This is a genomic window from Mariprofundus sp. EBB-1 (genome assembly GCF_003665155.1).
In the GTDB taxonomy this organism is placed as follows: domain Bacteria; phylum Pseudomonadota; class Zetaproteobacteria; order Mariprofundales; family Mariprofundaceae; genus Mariprofundus.
In genome coordinates, this window is sequence record NZ_RCFQ01000004.1 from 85,787 (window position 1) to 105,057 (window position 19,271).

General features: G+C 47.1%; 17 protein-coding genes. 9 read left to right on the forward strand and 8 right to left on the reverse strand.

The features are described from left to right. Window positions 1-101 precede the first annotated feature (101 nt). From mgtE to D8Y20_RS03060, 4 genes are all read left to right on the forward strand, one after another. On the forward strand, window positions 102-1,463 hold the full coding sequence (gene mgtE, locus D8Y20_RS03045) for a magnesium transporter (protein WP_121541562.1): 1,362 nt from the start codon (window positions 102-104) through the stop codon (window positions 1,461-1,463). A gap of 207 nt (window positions 1,464-1,670) precedes the next feature. Beyond that, entirely contained in the window at window positions 1,671-2,606 is a 936-nt protein-coding gene (gene trxB / locus D8Y20_RS03050) for a thioredoxin-disulfide reductase (protein WP_121541563.1), read from the forward strand. 6 nt (window positions 2,607-2,612) lie between these two features. Next, on the forward strand, window positions 2,613-3,194 hold the full coding sequence (gmhB, locus tag D8Y20_RS03055) for a D-glycero-beta-D-manno-heptose 1,7-bisphosphate 7-phosphatase (RefSeq protein ID WP_121541564.1): 582 nt from the start codon (window positions 2,613-2,615) through the stop codon (window positions 3,192-3,194). Beyond that, window positions 3,188-3,904 carry a 1-acyl-sn-glycerol-3-phosphate acyltransferase gene (locus D8Y20_RS03060; RefSeq protein ID WP_121541565.1) on the forward strand — a complete coding sequence of 239 codons (717 nt, stop codon included), beginning with the start codon at window positions 3,188-3,190 and terminating at the stop codon, window positions 3,902-3,904. The genes gmhB and D8Y20_RS03060 overlap by 7 nt, the downstream gene beginning before the upstream one ends. A 588-nt stretch (window positions 3,905-4,492) precedes the next feature. On the opposite strand, the gene nirK is transcribed toward D8Y20_RS03060, so the two are convergent. The 6 genes from nirK to D8Y20_RS03090 form a co-directional block, all read right to left on the reverse strand. Beyond that, entirely contained in the window at window positions 4,493-5,524 is a 1,032-nt protein-coding gene (gene nirK / locus D8Y20_RS03065) for a copper-containing nitrite reductase (RefSeq protein ID WP_370050490.1), read from the reverse strand. Window positions 5,525-5,714: 190 nt separating this feature from the next. Next, window positions 5,715-7,142: a cbb3-type cytochrome c oxidase subunit I gene (locus D8Y20_RS03070; RefSeq protein WP_121541567.1), complete on the reverse strand. Its 1,428-nt coding sequence runs from the start codon at window positions 7,140-7,142 to the stop codon at window positions 5,715-5,717. Window positions 7,143-7,145: 3 nt separating this feature from the next. Continuing rightward, window positions 7,146-7,745, reverse strand: coding sequence for a cytochrome c (locus tag D8Y20_RS03075; protein ID WP_121541568.1), 600 nt, complete (start codon window positions 7,743-7,745; stop codon window positions 7,146-7,148). Further along, on the reverse strand, window positions 7,742-8,113 hold the full coding sequence (locus tag D8Y20_RS03080; protein ID WP_121541569.1) for a hypothetical protein: 372 nt from the start codon (window positions 8,111-8,113) through the stop codon (window positions 7,742-7,744). Before D8Y20_RS03080 ends, D8Y20_RS03075 begins: the two co-directional genes overlap by 4 nt. 365 nt (window positions 8,114-8,478) lie before the next feature. After that, window positions 8,479-9,879 carry a hypothetical protein gene (locus D8Y20_RS03085; protein WP_121541570.1) on the reverse strand — a complete coding sequence of 467 codons (1,401 nt, stop codon included), beginning with the start codon at window positions 9,877-9,879 and terminating at the stop codon, window positions 8,479-8,481. A 96-nt stretch (window positions 9,880-9,975) separates the two neighbouring features. Then, window positions 9,976-10,272, reverse strand: coding sequence for an EF-hand domain-containing protein (locus D8Y20_RS03090; protein WP_121541571.1), 297 nt, complete (start codon window positions 10,270-10,272; stop codon window positions 9,976-9,978). A gap of 99 nt (window positions 10,273-10,371) precedes the next feature. On the opposite strand from D8Y20_RS03090, the gene D8Y20_RS03095 reads away from it, so the two are divergent. Next, window positions 10,372-11,205: a thymidylate synthase gene (locus D8Y20_RS03095; RefSeq protein ID WP_121541572.1), complete on the forward strand. Its 834-nt coding sequence runs from the start codon at window positions 10,372-10,374 to the stop codon at window positions 11,203-11,205. A gap of 61 nt (window positions 11,206-11,266) precedes the next feature. On the opposite strand, the gene D8Y20_RS03100 is transcribed toward D8Y20_RS03095, so the two are convergent. After that, window positions 11,267-11,818 carry a hypothetical protein gene (locus tag D8Y20_RS03100; protein ID WP_121541573.1) on the reverse strand — a complete coding sequence of 184 codons (552 nt, stop codon included), beginning with the start codon at window positions 11,816-11,818 and terminating at the stop codon, window positions 11,267-11,269. A 111-nt stretch (window positions 11,819-11,929) separates the two neighbouring features. Between D8Y20_RS03100 and D8Y20_RS03105 the strand changes: the two genes are divergently transcribed. Next, the gene (locus tag D8Y20_RS03105; RefSeq protein WP_121541604.1) at window positions 11,930-12,901 is read left to right on the forward strand and encodes an oxidoreductase family protein; all 972 of its coding nucleotides are present in this window, start codon (window positions 11,930-11,932) and stop codon (window positions 12,899-12,901) included. Window positions 12,902-12,933: 32 nt separating this feature from the next. Here the strand turns inward: D8Y20_RS03105 and D8Y20_RS03110 are convergent, their stop codons facing one another. Further along, window positions 12,934-14,010 (reverse strand): cyclic nucleotide-binding domain-containing protein, encoded by a 1,077-nt coding sequence (locus D8Y20_RS03110; RefSeq protein WP_121541574.1) that lies wholly within the window; start codon window positions 14,008-14,010, stop codon window positions 12,934-12,936. A gap of 117 nt (window positions 14,011-14,127) precedes the next feature. Here D8Y20_RS03110 and D8Y20_RS03115 point away from each other — a divergent pair, with 117 nt between their 5' ends. The 3 genes from D8Y20_RS03115 to smc all read left to right on the forward strand — a co-directional run bounded on the left by D8Y20_RS03115 (window position 14,128) and on the right by smc (window position 19,247). Further along, window positions 14,128-14,868: a class I SAM-dependent methyltransferase gene (locus D8Y20_RS03115; RefSeq protein ID WP_121541575.1), complete on the forward strand. Its 741-nt coding sequence runs from the start codon at window positions 14,128-14,130 to the stop codon at window positions 14,866-14,868. Window positions 14,869-14,896: 28 nt separating this feature from the next. After that, on the forward strand, window positions 14,897-15,583 hold the full coding sequence (locus D8Y20_RS03120) for an ABC transporter permease (RefSeq protein ID WP_121541576.1): 687 nt from the start codon (window positions 14,897-14,899) through the stop codon (window positions 15,581-15,583). Window positions 15,584-15,707: 124 nt separating this feature from the next. Next, a complete protein-coding gene (gene smc, locus D8Y20_RS03125) occupies window positions 15,708-19,247 on the forward strand; it encodes a chromosome segregation protein SMC (protein ID WP_121541577.1) in 3,540 nt (1,179 codons plus the stop codon). Window positions 19,248-19,271 lie beyond the last annotated feature (24 nt).

Below are 19,271 nucleotides of genomic sequence, written 5' to 3' on the forward strand. Positions count from 1 at the left end.
TTCTCCGCTCAGGCTCTCTGAGAGCAGGGCTCTGTTTATGATGAAGTCAGGCTATGGTAGTGTCGCGATCGTTGAAAATCATCCTGACGAGGAGGTGAGCGTTGGCTAAAATTGAACATGAAAAAGTGTTGCTTAGTAGTGAAGAAGCGCTCCAGCTGGTCAAGTGGGATGAGGCACGCTTGGAAGAGCTGCTGGCAACGATGCATGGCTCGGAATTGGGTGAACTACTGCTCTCCTGTCGTAAGGATAGTGAACGCCATGCGCTAATTGAATTTATTCCGGATGAACTGCTTGGTGATGCGCTGCTGGAGCTGCCGGAAGGCATGCAGGAAGATCTGCTGGCCGATTTTAAAGCCGATGAGGTCGAGGATGTTGTCGGACATCTGAATTCAGATGATGCAGCGGATATTCTGCAGGCAGTCGATAAGGATATTGCTGATGAGGTAATGGATCGACTGGAGCCTGCCGAGCGTCGTGAACTGGAACCATTGATGGTGCATGACGAGGAGTCCGCCGGTGGCTTGATGCAGGCCGAGCTGTTCAAGGTGCGCGATGACTGGTCGGCAGAGAAGGTGCTGCAAGTGTTGCGGCGTTTTGGTCGAGAGATTGAAAATTTAAACTATGTATATGTCGTCAATGATGATGATCAACTGGTCGGTGTACTCTCTTTGCATGCACTGCTGTTTGCCGAAGCCGATACCATTGTGTCTGCCTTGGCTCAGCACGATTTTCCACGTGCACTGGCAGGACAGGATCAGGAAGAAGTCGCTCGTATCTTTGATAAATACGATGTGTTGGCGTTGCCGGTTGTTGATGAGGCCGGTGTGCTGGTTGGCCGCATTACCGCCGATGATGTGATTGATGTGATTCAGGACGAGGCCACTGAGGATATGTACCGGCTGGTTGGCCTTTCTGATGAGGATGATCTTGCAGAACCTGTCGGCATTACTGCGCGCCGACGTGGCGTCTGGTTGGCGGTGAACCTGATGACTGCCATTGCGGCATCCATTGTGATTTCTCAGTTTGAAGCAACCATTGCCCAGATTGTAGCGCTGGCGGTGTTGATGCCGATTGTAGCTAGCATGGGCGGGATTGCCGGTACTCAGACACTGACTGTCATTGTGCGCGGTATTGCCTTGGGCCGAGTTACGTTTGCTAATGCCAAGCGCACACTGGTGAAAGAGGCATCGGTTGGTTTGATCTCGGGCATCGCTTTTGCACTGATCATCGGCACGATTGCATCATTCTGGTTTCCCGATCTTGGTATTCGACTAGGGTGGATTATTGCAGCAGCGATGCTGATTAATCTCTGTGCTGCCGCTCTGGCAGGGGCCATGATTCCACTGACACTGCAACGATTGAAAATCGATCCGGCTTTGGCTTCAGGCACGATTTTAACGACCGTCACCGATGTGGTTGGTTTCTTCTCATTCCTTGGACTGGCCACGATCTTTCTTATTTGATTTTCACCGCGGTGGATGCGAAGGAAAAGAGAATTATTGCCTGTCCACGAAAGGGCTGAGCACCTTCGATATCAATACAGACCAAGACAGTAATCTTGGTTTTACCCTGCGTCCTTTGCATCCTTTGCGGTAATTAGCCTTTTCTGTCATTGCGATTCGGGGGCGGGGAGGTAGCTTTCATCACCGATTTTTTCCATGGAGATTCCTATGTCTGAAGCTGTTCATCACCGTTTAATTATTCTTGGTTCCGGCCCTGCCGGTTATACCGCAGCTATTTATGCTGCGCGTGCCAATCTGGCACCTGTGGTGATTCAGGGGCAACAGGCTGGTGGTCAGTTGACGACTACGACCGATGTGGATAATTACCCTGGTTATAAAGATGGCGTGCAGGGCCCTGAAATGATGGAAGACTTCAAGGCGCAGGCTGAACGTTTTGGTACGGAATTGATTTGGGATCACATCAATGAGGCCGATCTCTCCAAACGCCCGTTCACACTCAAGGGCGATGATGGCACATATACCTGCGACGCATTGATTATTGCTACAGGCGCATCCGCTAAATATTTGGGTCTGCCAAGTGAAGATGAATTTGCCGGGCGCGGTGTATCTGCCTGCGCGACATGTGATGGTTTCTTCTATCGTGGTAAAGATGTGGCCGTTGTTGGTGGTGGTGATACTGCTGTTGAAGAAGCACTCTATCTGTCTAATTTATGCAATAAAGTAACACTGATTCATCGCCGTGATGCCTTGCGCGCAGAGCCGATTATGCAGGATAAACTACTGGCCACTGAAAATATCGAAGTGGCATGGAACAGCACCACCGACTCCATTCTGGGTGATGAAACAGGTGTGACTGGTATCCGTCTGAACTCTACGGTGGATGGCTCAAGCCGTGATGTGGATGTGCATGGCGTATTTATCGCCATTGGTCATAAACCCAATACTGATTTCCTGGCTGGAAAACTGGATATGGATGAAACCGGTTATTTGAACACTGTTGGTAAGAGCACGACAACTTCGGTTGAAGGTGTGTTTGCTGCCGGAGATGTGGCTGATCCGGTTTATCGTCAGGCTGTAACTTCAGCGGGTGAAGGTTGCAAGGCGGCTCTTGATGCTGAGCGCTGGTTAGCTGCGCAGGAATAAGCGCGCATGACAGCTCTTACACATCCTGCGGCTGTGCTGCTGGATCGTGATGGTGTTATTAATTTTGATTCACCGGACTATATTCTGTCTGCAGATCAGTGGCAGCCTGTGCCGGGAGCGCTTGAGGCGATTGCTCGGCTGCACAAAGCCGGTATCAAAGTAACTATTGTCAGCAATCAGTCAGGATTGGGACGTGGCATGATGAGCCAGGATAGTTTTAATGCCATCCATGCCAAAATGATGCTAGCGATTGAGCAGGCGGGCGGGTTTATTTCGCATGTTTCGTATTGTCCGCATGGGCCGGATGAGATGTGTGTTTGTCGAAAACCGAAACCTGGGATGGTATTGGAAACGCTGGTTGCGTTGGGTTTGGATGGTCAGCGTGAGCAGGCTCTGTTTATTGGTGATTCTATTCGTGATGTAGAGGCTGCCCATGCAGCAGGTGTGACTGCCATGCTGGTGCAGAGTGGTTATGGCGATGCCGAAAGTATTTTGCAGAAATCGCGTCTTGTGCAAACAGATATTCAGGCTTATGCCGATTTGGCTGAGGCTGTGGCGATGATTATGGGAGATGCTGAGGCATGCTGATAATCCGTTCTGCCTTGTTTAATATCTGTTTCATGTTGTTTACCGTGCTGTTTTCCGTGCTGGTGATTTTATCGCGTCCATTAGGATTTTCGGCCTCATGGATGTGGGCCAAAATATGGTCAAATAGCATCGCTGGGCTACTCAAGGTACTGTGCGGTATTCGCATCGTTATAGAGGGTAAAGAACATATGCCCGATCATGCCTGTGTGGTGATGGCCAAACATCAATCGGCAGCTGAAACATTGGCTATGCCAATGCTGGTGCCGCCATACACATGGATACTCAAACGCGAACTGTTTTATATTCCTTTTTTTGGTTGGGCTTTAGCGCTAATGGGCACGATTGGCATTCGCAGGGGTAACCCGCGCGCTGCAATTAAACAGGTGATAAAAGATGGTACGGAGAAGTTAAATCAGGGTTTGTGGGTAGTGATCTTTCCAGAGGGTACACGTGCTGCAGCGAACACTACCGGTCATTATCAACCCGGGGGTGTGATTCTAGCGCAGAAGGCGTCAGCGGGCATTTTGCCAATGGCACACAATGCTGGTGTTGTATGGCCAAAGCGTGGCTTTATCAAACATCCAGGTACGATTACATACCGTTTTTTACCCTATATTTCAGCTGAAGAAGTATCATCTGTGAAACGTCAGGATCTATTGGGTCGTTTGGAAAAAGATATTGAGGCTGCAACCAGAGAGCTGGGCGGTTAAGCCTGAACTTGCAGAAGTAACAGCAAAAAAGTTCATCTCGGCAGTGTCGCTTTTACGCATGCGCGTGCATGTGTGCCGGGAGCAGACAGACTTGCTCACAGTTTAATGCTGACCATCACCGATGAGATCGGGGGCGCAATGTAAGAAATACCGACCAGCATTTATGGGTATCGCTGGCCTGTCTAATCCGCTCGAAAAACGCGAAAGCGTTTTTTTGAGCACACTCTACTGTTTAGTTTCACGAAAAGTGGGGGTGCTTCTTGCATTGTCTGTTGCAACAAGCGACCAAAATCCCTTAATGCACATCGAAAATTGATTATAGCTAAGTTATTGGTGATAAAAATCCAAGTCTAAAAATATTAGACTTTCATTGTAACAACAGGCAATCAATCCAGTAGAAAACGCCATAAAGTAGATGGCACCAATCGACGTTCTACAAGCTTTGGTAAAACTCGCATATTGCTCAAGTCAATGAGAGTACTCGCCATTGTACAAATAATACAGGTGGAATACATCGACCACGCTATTCAAAAACATAAAAAGCGGCAGCTTTCAGCCACCGCTTTTTATTGTCAGGTGGTATCAGTTTTATTTAATGGGTGATGGTTTTTTCAATTGCTCCATCAAATCATTGTTCCACTCGCCGGACACATTGATGTGCGCGACTGCACCCAATAAAATGGCTTCAATCAGATTATGGCTTAAATAAACATAAAGTCCTGGCTGTTTGAACGTATAAATAGCTGCACCTGCAGAACCTGCACCAATCACCCAGCTTTCCAGGTTGGTCATGGGTGCATCTGAGAAGTTTCCACGCTCCCAGACATAATCTCCGTGACCGCCAATCAGGTGCGGAAAGGATTGACGATTGGCTTGCTCATGAATAATCAAAACAGTATCACCGACGGCTGCTTTCAATCCATTGCTACCAGTCAGTGCGCCCTTCACACCGTTAAAAACGACATGTGTAGGGGTCAGTGTTTTCATTACTTTCATGTCATCTTTAAAGCTGTTGATTGGCTTTTTATAACGTTTGTATACACCTTTTTCATCTTTAGGAATATAGTAGTCCTGTTCACCGATATAAAAGGCTTTATTGTACTTGATCTGTTTGCCAGCTTTATCCTTGAGACCGTCCCTTGGCAGGACCATGATCGCACCATTCATGCCATGCACCACATGCCACGGGATCATCACTCCGCCTGGAGCACAGTGATACACAAACACCCCAGCCTTGATGGCCTTGAAACGTAATACCACCTCTTCACCCGGTTTGACAACAGTGAGAGCCCCTCCACCTAGAGCGCCCGTTGCGGCGTGGAAATCGATATTATGCTTAAGGGTGCTCTCTGCCGAGTTCACCAGCGTCAGCTCAACATAATCATTTTCATGCACAACAATGATTGGGCCGGGGACACTGCCATTGAATGTAAAAGCATGAATAAAGACGCCCTTGTCAATCTCGATCTCTTTTTCTTCCATGACCATTTTTACCTGCACAACCTTAGGCGCACCCGTCACAGCTTGTTCGTGCTCTGGTAGATATGGCGGCGCTACCAATGTTTGAGTAATGCGCTCAAGTCCCTCAACACCTTTTGCAAAAGCTGCATTGCCAAGCATAAAGAAGGCTGCGAGTACAACACCCAATAGCCTGATCGGCATTTTTGTATTCATCATGTTTCTCCTTTTTTATAATATAAAATCAACTATCTACTTCTGTTTTGGATAGCCAAAGAGCTTCAAAATCCCCTTATGTAAAACACTGCAAGGCAATGAGCTATTACCCACACCTTGCAGTGTTTTAGATCATTCAGGAAGATTTCGTTTGTAGCTTTTGATTACTTGCCGGTTCCTTACCAATTGTCAGTAAATCCCATAGCAGTAGAACAATGCCTGCTGCTGTCATCACGCCAAAGATCATGCGCCATTCCATACCTTGAACAAACCATGGGTGAATTTGGGCCGTAAAGTACCCAAGCCATGTGGAACCACCAACGGCTCGCTCAATAAAGGATTGCTCATAGCCGGAAATAAGCAAAGCAATGGTCATACCTACCACTCCCATATTGAGTAGGCCTAATGCCCATTTCCATTTCCAACCACCATCTGGAAGGTTGGAGCCGATGCCTTCTTGCCCACGTATATAGGGCACAGCAATATAAATCATGGCAATAATAATGGTGGCGTACGCACCAAAAAAGGCTAAGTGACCATGTGACGCTGACCACTGTGTACCATGCGTATAAAGATTGATTTGTGGCAGTGTATGCATAAAGCCCCACACACCGGCACCAAAGAAATTACCGAACGCATGTGCAATCAACCAAGCCAATGCAGGGTTATTATTGCCTTTCATATGACGCACACCTGAGTCATAAACAGCATGCACAACCATAGCTACCAAAGGAACAGGCTCTAGAGCCGAGAAGAAACCACCAATGGTTAACCAATATTCAGGTGTACCAATCCAGAAGTAATGATGCCCAAGACCGAGAATTCCTGAACCAAACATCAATGCAACTTCAATATACAGCCATGTTGTGACAATTTTACGATCGACCTTGAGTACTTTCATCAAGCCCCAAGCCATTAAACAACCCACAAGCACTTCCCATGTCGCCTCAACCCAAAGGTGAATGACCCACCACCACCAGTATTGATCCATTGAAATATTCGGGGTGTAAAACATGCCTGCGATATAGATACCAGCCAATGCAACAAGGTCTAAAGTTAGAACGCCTGAGATTCCGCTCCACTTTCCCTTCATAAAGGTTGCCGATACGTTGTAGAAAAATATCAACATACAGACAACAATACCAATGTCAGCCCAACGTGGTGCCTCGATATATTCACGACCTTCATTGATAAACCAGCGTGTGAAATCGTCGCCAGGACCACCTTGAACCAGTAGAAACACCAAGACCACGACAGTTACAGCAGAAGTAAGTACCCAAAAACCAAGCGTACCAAGCTTGAGCCCGACAACCTCGGTTTCACTCTCTTCTTCGAGTAGCCAGTAAACGGAGCCTATAAAACCATAAAGCATCCAAACGATCATGGCATTGATATGAACTGTACGTGTCACATTAAAGTCCAATATGCCAAAAAGAAGTTTTGGATATAAGTATTGCATACCAGAGAGTAGGCCGAAAAGAATTTGTGCGCCAAAGAGCACCATCGCGACGATGTAATATTTAACAGCCAGTTTCTGGCCACCATTTAAATGATTGATATTCATTACTCAGCTCTCCTTATCAATAACAGTGAAATTGTACGGGAAGCCATTGGTATCGATGGATGACATCCATTTCAAGAATGCAATCACCGCCTTAGCTTCATCTCTGCTTATATCAAGGTTGGGCATCATTCGATCTGATCCGAAAGAGCGTGCGTTGGCTATTGGATCCATTAGGAATTCAATCATCAAGTTTTCTCGTTCAGGCTCCGAGCTCCAACCTGGATCCAACCATGCTTTGGTCAGGTCTGGTGCAAAATAAGAGCCGTTACCTAGCAACGTATGACACCCCATGCAATTTCGACCCTGCGTTATCTTTTTGCCATGCGATACGAGTGCTTCGGCTTCTTCTTCACTAAGTACCTTGCCAAACAGAGGGTCTTCAGCACCAATCACTGGCACTTGGATATTACGTTCATCATTAAACTCATAACCAATATGTTTGTTGATCACTGAATATGCAGGCACACGTTCGCTACCCGCTGTAATTTGAGGTATGGTATCAATAGTGAGGCCAATCAGGACAATAAACATGAAAGCTGTCACCCATATAGCCATTTTCTTCCAGTAGGATTCACTGGACCACCAAGGTGTTATGTTATTCATATGCCTTTCTCCTCTGCTATTTTGTTTGGGGTTTGTTCTGAACTGAGTGGTATCGGTGGATTATCACCTTGATGGGTGCTGTGCGTACCTACACATAGCTTCCAAATGCCATGCGGGGCGAATAGGTAACCAACAAGCATAATGACAACTAGCCACCACCAGAAGCCATAAAGGTGGGCTGCTGCTGCAAGTGTGAGCACTGAGACAAAAAGTGCAGCGTAAGAAATGTAGGCAAGGCTCATCAGCCAAGGCTTGGCCTGAAGTCTGGACCAAGCAAAAAAAAGCGCATACAGAGCACCAGTCATAATGATCATTGCTCCCGAGAAAAAAACGATAAAAAAATCTTGCAGTTCAACAGGCTCAATCATAACAAGTATTCCTAATGCATCTTTAATACGTAGGATTGTAGAGCCTGAAAATTGTATTGCAAGAATACGATATCTTAGCGACTGCCTTTACTAAGATTTAAATAGCATGTCTAACCTTGGCCGAGAGTTGCTCTTCAGACCATTGGAGCTATTACTTAAAAGCTTAATCTATCTGGATGATCAATAACTTTGGGTGTTCGTAGCTTTCGATGTAGGGGTGATCAAGAGTGTATGTACTATTTTGATAACTCTTGTGGAAAAGAAACGAACAAAGTTGGTGATTCGAAGTCTTAGTCAGGTGAGACTCACTCTGTCGCAATATAGCTCGGTTTTTCCTAGGCTGAAGCAGGCTTAATTTTTACATATTACCGATGTCTAAACTCTGCTTCCCACTGACCGTGTTTATTTCGATGGAGTATAAATCGTTCCGTTGTTGAGGTAGCGATTGGGCGCCGCACACCATCATGACTCTGCAGCACTCCAGACATCTCGATATAGACGGGATAAACCCATACACCACGATGGCGTTTGAAATGGCCCTCTTTTACAACCACATGGCCAAGGCTCATGCTGACAAAATCTTTACGGGTGTAATTGCCATACCAGCGCGCCTGCATACCATGATCCTGAATTTCATGAATCACCAGTTCCTTTACCTGGTACAGATCAGGAGGAACAAAAGCATCGGCCCAGCGGGCTTGCTGCAAGGCATCCCTGAACCCCGGCACAAATTGATCTGCTCTTCTGAACTCAGCGGCCGCGAGAAGAAATTCATCCTGATCCAGATGACTCAAAGCATGATTATAATGCGCTGCTGCATCATCTTCATTCGCTAATCTTTGATAGTGACGAAATAGCTGCTGGCTATTTTTATAGTTCGTTACAAAATCGATAGCCCGAGAAAAAGCATTGGCAGCAAGGCGGTAATGCCCCGCTTCGGCTTGGGCCAGTCCTCGTTGATAGTGGACGTCTGCATCCTGCATATTAGCTAACTGCCTATAGTGGGCAGCCAGTTTATCTGCATCACGAAAACCAGGGATATACTTGATCGATTCACTAAATGCATGCTGTGCATTGCGATATTCACCGTGGCTGGCAGCGGTCTGTCCCTGATTATAATAGCGCAATGCATCTGCTTTATCGGCTAGCTGTTGATATTTCTTTGATAGGATACAGGCATTCAGATAACAGCTGATAAACGAATTTGTATGCTTAAATTCAGCTATTGCATCACGATATTGTTTTGATTGTGCAAGGGACAGAGCACGTTGATAATGATCATCTGCGGCTGATTTTTTTGCACCTCTGTTCGCTGCTCTCACATCCGGTGAAGTGATCATCAGAACAGGTTGAATCAGATCCATCTCTCTGGCGCTGTTTTTTTGCTCAAGCGCAATATAGGCGTTCAATCTTACTTGAATGGCTTCGATTCTACCCTGCATGGATGCAATCGCATTGTAGTGCTGCACGGTTTGATCCCATTGTTTATTCATAGCACTACTTTTGGCTTGGGAGAGATGGTAGTTGAATGCGGCTTGGCTAATGCCGGGAAAGATCGCCAGCGTTTTTTTGTTGTTGATTTCATGCTCAAGCGACTGTGCTGCATGATTAAAGGCACTGTTATAATCACCGCGTTTTAAACTATCCTGAGATAGATTAAATTGTTTATTGGACGCAGATACACAGGCAGAAAGCAGTAGTGACAATAAAAGCAGCGCTAAACCCTTGCTGATCATAGGTCTTATCAAACTATTGCGAATCATCATGTGAGGCTCCTGATTGGTGAAAAAGTAAACAGATCAGGCTCATGAGCAACGCGCAAATAATGCACGTTACGCGTTATTTACCGATCACAGAGAAAACTAGCGCTGCAGGCGATACCATCGGGCTTTATTTTCTGCCCAGAATCTCCGGTACTCTTCGTCGGTGACCTGACCATCTCTGTTGGCATCCATCTCTTTAAAACGGGTCTTGGCCCGTTGATCAACCATGGCTTTATACTCTTCAAACGAAATGGATTCAGATGCATCGGCATCGAGCTCCATAAATGCACCGACAATTTTATCCGTGCTCGATTTCACCTCAGCCATTGCTGGAGCACTCGCCATCACGAACACCATAGAACTCAATAGAACAGTAGCAAACCATCGAAAAAACATACGCACCTCGCATCCACAATTGCCGTAACAAACAGCAGACGGCATCATATCCAAATTAGAGTCTGTTCACACCATTAAACTCATCAGGGCGAGGGAAACATGAAGGCATATCTAGATTTAATGCGTCATGTGCGCAACAACGGCACACAAAAGGGCGACCGTACCGGTACCGGCACACAATCTGTGTTCGGCCACCAAATCCGTTTTGATCTGACCCAGGGTTTTCCGCTAGTCACCACCAAGAAAGTGCATCTAAAATCCATTATCCATGAGCTTCTTTGGTTTCTCAAAGGCGATACTAACACCAGATACCTCACAGAGAATGGTGTGAAGATATGGAATGAATGGGCCACAGAAGATGGTTCGCTCGGTCCTGTATATGGATTTCAGTGGCGCAATTGGCCTGCTCCGAATGGTCAACTGATTGATCAAATTGATGAGCTTATTCAACAGATTAAAAGCAAACCCAATTCACGGCGTTTGATTGTATCGGCCTGGAATGTGGCCGATCTACCGGATGAGTCGATCAGTCCGCAAGCCAATGTAGCCAATGGTAAAATGGCGCTGGCCCCATGCCATGCTTTTTTCCAATTTTATGTGGCTGATGGCAAACTATCCTGCCAACTTTATCAGCGCAGTGCCGATATTTTCCTTGGTGTACCATTCAATATCGCATCCTACGCGCTGCTTACCATGATGATTGCTCAGGTCTGCGACCTTGAAGTGGGAGACTTTGTCCACACCTTTGGTGATGCCCATCTCTACTCCAATCATAGTGAACAGGTAGAAACCCAGCTGGCGCGTGAGACATTCCCTCTGCCAACCATGCAGATCAATCCTGATGTAAAAAGTATTTTCGATTTCAAAATTGATGATTTTGAATTGAGCAACTACGAATGCCATCCGGGCATCCGTGCCCCGATTGCAATCTGATACAGATCATTGAACGCGAGCACTATTTTCTAAACTATGGCTACATTGATGACCCCGAAGATTAGTGCTGGTTTGCGTGGGTGGCCTGATGCGTAGCTGTTTTATTTAACAGTTCCAACAAATGGATGGCGGCTTTATCATAAGGACTATCGGCATCTGCATGGAATGAAACATCAATCATACCCTGTCCTTGCTTCTGCATGAATAAACCAACGTCATTTTCAAGTAGCTTGCCATTTAATCGCATAAGTGCCGCTTGTGCAGCAATCAGAACCTGGTTTTGTAAGGCTTTATCTTTATTGCCTGCCTGTGATGCGGCTTCAAGCACTTCAAAAACGGCATCACCGAGATCATGTGTTGTCTTCATCATCGGCATTTGACTGCCTCCACCATGGTGCATGGCATTCATTTCAGGGCCTGACATGCCTCTGCGAGCCAGATCAAGGGCCGACTTTCTTGCTGTATCACCCGGCAGAACAGCGAAAGAGGCCGACTGCGTTAATAGCATTTGCAGTTGTAGCATTTGTGTATCATTCGCATCTGCATGTTGCTGCTGAGAGCATGCCGATAGCAGCATACAGCTTACAAAAAACATGGATATGATTCGTTTCATTGGCGCGTTCCCCTTTTGTGCTTACGCTGCAGCGGATATGAATGCCTTGAGTCAGCACGGCTTATGCTGTCAGATTCACGCAGACTGAGAAAGGCAGGTAATCGCATCAACATGAACAGACAATGGAACAACATGATTATACAAGCCAGTGGTGCCAGCAGCACTGAGCGCGGCGAAGTGATTCAATCGCTTTGGAGTGGTTATGGTGAAATCGTGCGTTATTCACTCTCAGGTGCAGATGTACCAAGTGTGGTCATCAAACACGTAAAATTTCCCTCTGCCGTGAATCATCCGCGCGGCTGGCATAATGATCATGCACATCAGCGTAAAGTAAAATCATATGAGGTGGAGATGCACTGGTATCACGACTGGGCAAAGCGTTGTGATGACGCTTGCAGGATTCCGCACAGTTATGCCTCACAGGCGCATGGTGATGAACATATCATGATTCTGGAAGATCTGGATGCAGCCGGTTTTCCTGCCCGTCAAAACCAGCTCGATCTGCATGGCATTCAATTGTGTCTGAGCTGGCTGGCTAGTTTCCATGCGACTTTTCTGGGTGATAACCCATCCGGTCTCTGGCCTGTTGGCAGTTACTGGCATCTGGCTACGCGTCCGGATGAACTGGCGGTGATGGATGATGATGCACTGCGCGATGCGGCGCCAATCATTGATTCCATGCTAAGCAATTGTCATTACAAAACCATCATTCATGGTGATGCTAAGCTTGCCAACTTCTGCTTCTCCACGGATGGTGAGCGCGTTGCTGCCGTTGATTTCCAATATGTCGGCGGTGGCTGTGGCATGAAGGATGTGGCTTATTTTCTAAGTAGCTGCCTTTCTGATCGCGATCATGAGCAATATGAAGAGGTTCTGTTGAGTCACTATTTTGACACTCTGAAGGTAGCCATAATCCAACACGGTCATAGCGTCGATGTTGATCTATTAGAGCATGAATGGAGGTCTCTATTCCCAGTCGCCCAAGCAGACTTTTACCGCTTTCTGGTTGGCTGGATGCCGACCCATTGGAAGATCAATGATTATAATAAGCGCATCGCGATGGAAGTCTTGAAGAGCCTGTGATCAGTAGCACATGCATCGAATATATGCTACCGTTATTGACCCACTTCCTGTGTTTGCAGTTCATTCAAGCGACTCATCCATTGGGCGCGTTGCGCGGCTGTGTAAGCTGTTAATTTTTTCCGCAGTGGGGGATAGGCTTCAGTAACATTAATAAATGCCGCATAGGAAATATGCACAATGGTAACACCAGTCTTGGTAACCAGATTGGCAGGACAGCCGGTATCATGAATGGCTGTTGATTCGCCAACAAGCGCTCCCGGGCGCAGTGTTTTCAGGTGTTCAACGCCGTCTTTATTTTGCAACTGATAATGCGCTTCACCCTTAACAATCAGATCAATATGATTCAATTTTTTGCCCGCTTCATGAATCGTGGTTCCCTTAGCATACTCTCTGATATAGCTATCTTCGACCAAATGCTGACGCATATCCAATGGAATAATTTGTAAAACAGGGCTTTCTGAAATCATGCGAATCAGGGCACGACGTTCAACTTTGCGCGCCATTACTTTTTTTAGCACCGGTGTCGATATCAGTGCTTCCAATATTTTTTTGCGCGGCAGTCTTACTACAATGCTTTTTTTATTGGCCACTACATTACTTTTGTGTGGGCCCGGATTGAGCAGCTTATTTTCAGCCACAACATCACCCGGTTTAATCAAACTGAGTAAAACTGGAGCCCCGCTTTCACCTTCTGAATATTCAGCCAACTCCCCCTCGCAGAGCAGGTAAATTGTATCCAGTTTATCGCCATGGAGGAATAGATGCTGACCTTCGCGTAAGCGTTGCTGATTGAGCTTGATCCAGAGTCGACTGCGCACAAATGATGGTAACAGATTTTGAATATCTTCTTGCCAATGCCGGGGCTCGCAAACCCGACCAATCATCGGATACTGTTTGGTCAACGCATCGGCATTACGCAAGTCTCCCCTTTTCACCAACAGAGCATGCAAATGCCGCAACATATCAAGGCCTGTTGTCTCTTTCCCCATGTCCATAAGCAGTTCGGCATATTGCCTGACATGGGCTTCATTATTCGGATGAAGCTTCACCATATCGGCATAAACCTTTAACAATACCGACTTTTGCTTTAGAGGCTCTTTTTTATTCATCGTTAGCCGACGCTAATCATAACTAGCTGTTTTGAAAACTGTTTTCATAGACGTTGTCAATTAAGATTGAAATATTAACCAGTGCGTCCACAATCCCACTTTTTTCAGGAGTTCTCAATGTCATTGATGAAAACTATTCGTTTAGAATCAAAACTTATTTATATCAAAGCGGAAGAAACTGTTCGACGTAAATTCCGTAAAATGCTGCAGCGTATGATTATCCTTGGTCTGGCACATAAGGACTCTATCAAAGCCATCGAAATAGCTACGGCATTTGCAAAGTTTGAGCAAGAACATATGCCTGACTGCCCGGAATTTAACACTATCATGCAGCATTACGCACATGGTCTGAATCAAGCTGCGGCTGATGGCTTATACCTTGAGTTTGGCACCTACAAAGGTAAATCGATGAATATTATGGGCAGCATAAGCCCTAACACCCAGTTCTATTGCTTCGATTCGTTTGAAGGCTTGCCTGAAGATTGGCATGTTGGCGTAGATAAGGGCACGTTTGGTATTGAAGGTAACATCCCTGATATCCGCCCGAACATTCACCCGGTCAAAGGCTGGTTTGATCAGACCCTACCTGAATTTGCCAAGCAGCATGAAAATGAGACGATTGCCTTTATGCATGTGGATTGTGATCTCTACTCGTCAACCAAAACCATTTTCGAATCCCTGGGCCATCTGATTAAACCGGGCACAGTGATCTTATTCGATGAATATCTATCCATGCCAGTCGATGGTGATTGTGAATACAAAGCATTGATGGAGTTTTTGGCTGAATCCGGCTTGAATATTGAATATATTGGTAAAATTCGTGGTTTCAATCAGGTTGCAGTGCGTATCATCGACTAGGTGTGACGATGAGATGTAAGCCGTAAGCATGCATATTGATGCCCACATCACCGACACCTTAATCAAGCTGTTTGCGGCATGGTTGTTAATCGCTGGCGTTGCTTTTTGGGCTCACCGTGAACAGCTTGGTCTGTCACGCCGCATGCTGCTCGCGTCCGGGCGCGGCCTGTTGCAGTTACTTGCGCTTGCATTTGTACTGCACTGGATTTTTGATCTCCAATCACATTGGGCACAAGCGATGTTAATTATCGGCTTTTGCCTGCTGGCCGGCCATAACAGCGCCAGCCACTACAATGGTGCAATCAGTACATGGCTAGCCTGTAGTGCCGGCCTGGTTTGTGCCTGTCTGGTTACACTGCCATGGTTAACCATGACTGGCTCAATCACTGATGATACACGCACATTGGTACCGCTCGGCAGTATGATTGCAGCCAACGGTATGAACGCGATGTCCATTATGTTTACCCGCATGAAATCAGGCGGTGATGTCGGTGAAGGTGTGAAAATAGCCCTGATACCCAACATTGATACTTTGCGTCTGGTTGGGCTTGTGCATATGCCCGGCATTTTTGTCGGCATGGTACTGGCTGGCGCTACAGCCTTTGATGCAGCAGCAGCACAACTGACTGTGCTCTACATGATAACCGCCTCCAGTTTTACCGCCTGCCTTATCAGCTTTTTATGTCTGAATCATTTGAAGAAACGCGAAGCCTGATCAGCCGGGAAGCAATCCGCTCCGCCAGCTTCACCATCGCTCTTTACCTTGAACTACAGCTGTTTTCCTGCGATTATTAGCTAATGGCTCACAATGATTTCATCTCTTTTACCATAAGGCGCTCTTGCGACTAAAGCGTATTGAGCTGGCCGGCTTCAAATCCTTCGTTGATCCAACCCGGATTGAGCTGGATCAGGGCATTACCGCTATTGTCGGCCCCAATGGATGTGGAAAATCCAATATTGTTGATGCTCTGCGCTGGGTGCTCGGCGAACATTCGGCCCGACATTTGCGCGGGGGCGTCATGGACGACCTTATTTTTCAGGGTTCTGACAGTCGCGCGCCGGTTGCCATTTGTGATGTTGAATTAACCTTTAATATTGAAAAAGGCTCCTTATCCACTCCTTATCACGACACCGATGAAATCCGTGTTCGACGACGCCTGACGCGTGATGGTAATTCCGATGCCTTCATCAATGGCAAAATGGTTCGTATCAAAGATATCGTAGATCTGTTTCTCGATACCGGCATTTCCACGCGTGCCTATGCCATTGTTGAGCAGGGATCGATTGCACGTATGGTAACGGCCAAACCAGAAGAGAGGCGGGTGATATTCGAAGAGGCCGCTGGCGTCATGAAATACCGTTCCCGTCGCCGTGAAGCTGAACGGCGCATGAAAGAGACACGCCAGAATCTTGATCGTGTGCTGGATCTGCTCGAAGAAGTGCGCAGCCAATGTCGAAGCTTAAAACAGCAAGCCTCACGGGCGGAACGTTTCAAAACATTACAGTATGAATTCAGTCGATTGCAGTCGCTCAGCCTTGCTCTGCGTTATAGGGCGTTGCAAGAGCATTATCAGCAAATTGAAACAGCACTTGTCAGCGCCAACAGCGAAGAAAACAGCAGCGCTCAGCAATTAACAGCCTGTGAAAAGAGCGTGGCCGAAGCGCGTGATCGGTTGGTTGCACATGAACATGAAGCCCAAGCTGTTCAGGATGCTTTGCGTAGTGCGGAGCAACAGCGGTCTGATTTGCAACAACAGGCTGAACGTGCATCAGGACAACGAAGGCTACTCACTGAACGCAAAGAAGCTCTGCAACTGCGCTTGCAGGAAAGCACAAATCAGCAACAAGCAATTGCCTCTGAACGTGATGACATCGAGCAACAGATCGCCAAACAAAACGATGCAGAGCTATTGGCACAACAACGATCCGCTGCGGCAGTGGTGGAAGCGTCCACCATACGTTACCGCTCTCAAAGTAATCGCCGTGATCGTTTACTTGCCGAGTTTGAACGTCTGCGTCTTGCCAATGAACAAGCTGTACAACAGCGCAACAATGCAGAACAGGCACTGAGCAGGCTACAACAGCGTGAGATTCAGTTAAGTGCCCGCCAGAGTGCCTTGAGCGATCAACTCAACATGCAGGAAGGGCATGCACAGGCGTCAGCACAACAACAAACATCGGCACATCAGCAACAGCAGGATGCTGAATTAGCACTGCATGAAGCGCAAAATGAACTGGAGTGTTGTCGCCAGGCAAGGGAAGCATCAGCCCAGCTATATCATAGCCAGGAATCAGAGCTGTATGCATGTAATGGGGTCATGCAGGAGCTGCGTGAACGCTGTAAAAGTCAGGATGTATCGGATGATCTGCGCAGTGCTTTTAGAGAAAAGGGCTGCCTATGGATGGATGAAGTGCTGCATGTGCCGGAAGGTTTAGAAGCGGCCGTTGCAGCAGCTCTGCGCGGCCGTTCTGCGGATGTATGTTTATCAAGCAACACAAGCACTACTGATCTGCAGCAACTTTTAAAGCAGGCCAGTGCAGAACCGGTCGCTTTGTTTCAATGCCAGCATGCATCGACAAGCACGACAGATAGCCAGTCAACATCACTGGCGACAGCCATCGGTATCGACGTCTCACACCCGCTATACGCGTTATTTGCCCCTATTCAGCTGGTCGAAAAGATCGAAGATGCCATTATTGGAAAAAGCGCTACAAATGCCTGTTGTGTGAGCCGGGATGGATGGCGTCGGGAAGCGGGCGGCTGGCTTATCCCTCCATCGGGTAATCGTACGGCACGGCGCCTGGCAGCTCAACGATCATTGCGTGCATCTGAGCGCAAAGTCAGTCAGGTAGAAATAACACTCAAGCAACATAAGCAGCAGTTTGAAAGCGCTGAAAAAGCACTGCAACAGATGCAAGAGAGGTGGCAGCAGGCGCATCTGCAATCCACACAGGCCCAAAGCCAAGTGCAAAATGCTGATGCTGGCGTGTTGCGCGCAAAAGCCGAGCTATCTTCGTTACAGGAACAACAACAACGTCTGAAGGCTGATGTAGCCGAGCAGGAAAAAGAACATCAATATTGGCAAGAGCAACTCACACAAGCTACTGACATCAATCGACTATCTGCATTACAGCAACAGGCTAAGGATGTGTTAAGCCAGCAACAGGAGGCTATGAGTCAAGCCGATGAAACGCTCAATCATGCCCGCCAATGCAAGGCACAAGCAGATCAGGCATTGGCTCTGTTTACACAGGCCTGTGACAGTTTAAGCCAGCAGTGTGAGCGTTTGTCTCAGGAAGAGGCGCGCCTGACATCGCGCATGGAAACCGATCACACACGCTTACAGCAGGTCGAAGCCGAGCTCAAACAAGCCCACAATCGGAGTGATCTGGATCAACAACTGGCGCGTTCTATAAGCGCTGTGGATGCCGCCCATCAAAGGCTGAATGCAGTGCGCAGCACAGGTCATGCACTACAACAGCTGCTACATGAGTCCGAACGTAGCGAGCGGCAGGCGCAGCAGGTGTTGCAACTTACTGCGACTCAGCGTCAAAATATTGAAGTGGAGCAGGCTAAATATGCTGCACGGCTAGAGGATACAGACAGTGAGATTCGGCAGCGTTTTCAAACCTCGGCGCAACAACTATTACACGATCTTGAGCATACAGATGAGAATGACGATGCAAGTGGCACTGCTGAAATGGAACAATGTAAAAATGCCGATGTAATCATGCAGCGCGTCAATACGCTTGAAGAGCAAATTCATCGTTTTGGGCCAGTGAATTTGTTGGCCATTGACGAGTTTGAACAAGCCAGTCAACGCGAAGGATTTTTGAGCACACAGGTTTCTGATCTTGAAGATAGCTTAACTACGCTGGAGAACACGATTGCCAGCATTGATCGCACCACCAAAGAACGCTTTAAAGACCTGTTTGAACAAACCAATGCCAATTTTAAACAGACATTTCCTCAGCTGTTTGGTGGTGGCAGGGCCGAATTAAAACTAGATAGCGACGATATTTTAACAGCCGGTGTAGAGGTTATTGCACAGCCTCCGGGTAAACGATTACAGGCTGTCGGGCTACTTTCCGGCGGTGAAAAAGCACTGACTGCAGTAGCGCTGGTTTTTTCCATTTTCAAAATCAAACCGGCACCTTTCTGTGTACTCGATGAAGTCGATGCGCCACTCGATGATGCCAATGTCGGACGCTTTGGGGACATGGTGCGAGAGCTCTCTGATCGGGTACAGTTTCTATCCATTTCGCATAATAAAATAAGTATGCAAAAAGCCGATCGCCTGATTGGTATTTCGATGCCTGAACCCGGCGTTTCAAAGATTATTTCAGTTGATCTGAAACAGCTCCCTCCGAACACGTAGAAACTGGCATGAATCCTGCTGGAG

Coding starts and splice junctions, on each gene's coding strand:
- trxB (WP_121541563.1), top strand. CDS start 1,671: ATGTCTGAAGCTGTTCATCACCGTTTAATTATTCTTGGTTCCGGCCCT.
- gmhB (WP_121541564.1), top strand. CDS start 2,613: ATGACAGCTCTTACACATCCTGCGGCTGTGCTGCTGGATCGTGATGGT.
- D8Y20_RS03060 (WP_121541565.1), top strand. CDS start 3,188: ATGCTGATAATCCGTTCTGCCTTGTTTAATATCTGTTTCATGTTGTTT.
- nirK (WP_370050490.1), bottom strand. CDS start 5,524: ATGCTTGGCAATGCAGCTTTTGCAAAAGGTGTTGAGGGACTTGAGCGC.
- D8Y20_RS03070 (WP_121541567.1), bottom strand. CDS start 7,142: ATGAATATCAATCATTTAAATGGTGGCCAGAAACTGGCTGTTAAATAT.
- D8Y20_RS03075 (WP_121541568.1), bottom strand. CDS start 7,745: ATGAATAACATAACACCTTGGTGGTCCAGTGAATCCTACTGGAAGAAA.
- D8Y20_RS03080 (WP_121541569.1), bottom strand. CDS start 8,113: ATGATTGAGCCTGTTGAACTGCAAGATTTTTTTATCGTTTTTTTCTCG.
- D8Y20_RS03085 (WP_121541570.1), bottom strand. CDS start 9,879: ATGATGATTCGCAATAGTTTGATAAGACCTATGATCAGCAAGGGTTTA.
- D8Y20_RS03090 (WP_121541571.1), bottom strand. CDS start 10,272: ATGTTTTTTCGATGGTTTGCTACTGTTCTATTGAGTTCTATGGTGTTC.
- D8Y20_RS03095 (WP_121541572.1), top strand. CDS start 10,372: ATGAAGGCATATCTAGATTTAATGCGTCATGTGCGCAACAACGGCACA.
- D8Y20_RS03100 (WP_121541573.1), bottom strand. CDS start 11,818: ATGAAACGAATCATATCCATGTTTTTTGTAAGCTGTATGCTGCTATCG.
- D8Y20_RS03105 (WP_121541604.1), top strand. CDS start 11,930: ATGAACAGACAATGGAACAACATGATTATACAAGCCAGTGGTGCCAGC.
- D8Y20_RS03110 (WP_121541574.1), bottom strand. CDS start 14,010: ATGAATAAAAAAGAGCCTCTAAAGCAAAAGTCGGTATTGTTAAAGGTT.
- D8Y20_RS03115 (WP_121541575.1), top strand. CDS start 14,128: ATGTCATTGATGAAAACTATTCGTTTAGAATCAAAACTTATTTATATC.
- D8Y20_RS03120 (WP_121541576.1), top strand. CDS start 14,897: ATGCATATTGATGCCCACATCACCGACACCTTAATCAAGCTGTTTGCG.